Source organism: Pseudomonas sp. HY13-MNA-CIBAN-0226, assembly GCF_040310305.1.
Lineage (GTDB): Bacteria > Pseudomonadota > Gammaproteobacteria > Pseudomonadales > Pseudomonadaceae > Aquipseudomonas > Aquipseudomonas gregormendelii.
The window spans coordinates 1-233 of sequence record NZ_JBEOPS010000659.1 but is presented as its reverse complement, the minus strand read 5'-3'; the positions used below and the strand labels follow the sequence as shown (position 1 = coordinate 233).

1 pseudogene is annotated in these 233 nt (G+C 55.8%); it reads right to left on the bottom strand.

Going from position 1 to position 233, the window contains the following annotated elements:
• Window positions 1-233: pseudogene (locus tag AAEZ05_RS30325) on the bottom strand (ATP-dependent DNA helicase RecG); the annotation flags it as partial.

Genomic DNA, 233 nt, shown 5'->3' with positions numbered 1-233 from the left:
CGGTCATGCCACTGCGCTTGACATCGACGTGTACCACGCGCCCAGTGATTAACGCTGCTTGTCCATGCCCCACGTCTGCTATCGATACCAGTCGGCTACGGTCTTCATAATCTCGTGGCAGGTGCAGTAGCAAATCAAAGATTCGCACAATACTCAACTGTGCCAGTTGCTCGGCAACCTTGGAGCCAACACCTGCCAGCGCCGTCACTGGCATATCGAGTGCCGACATAGGC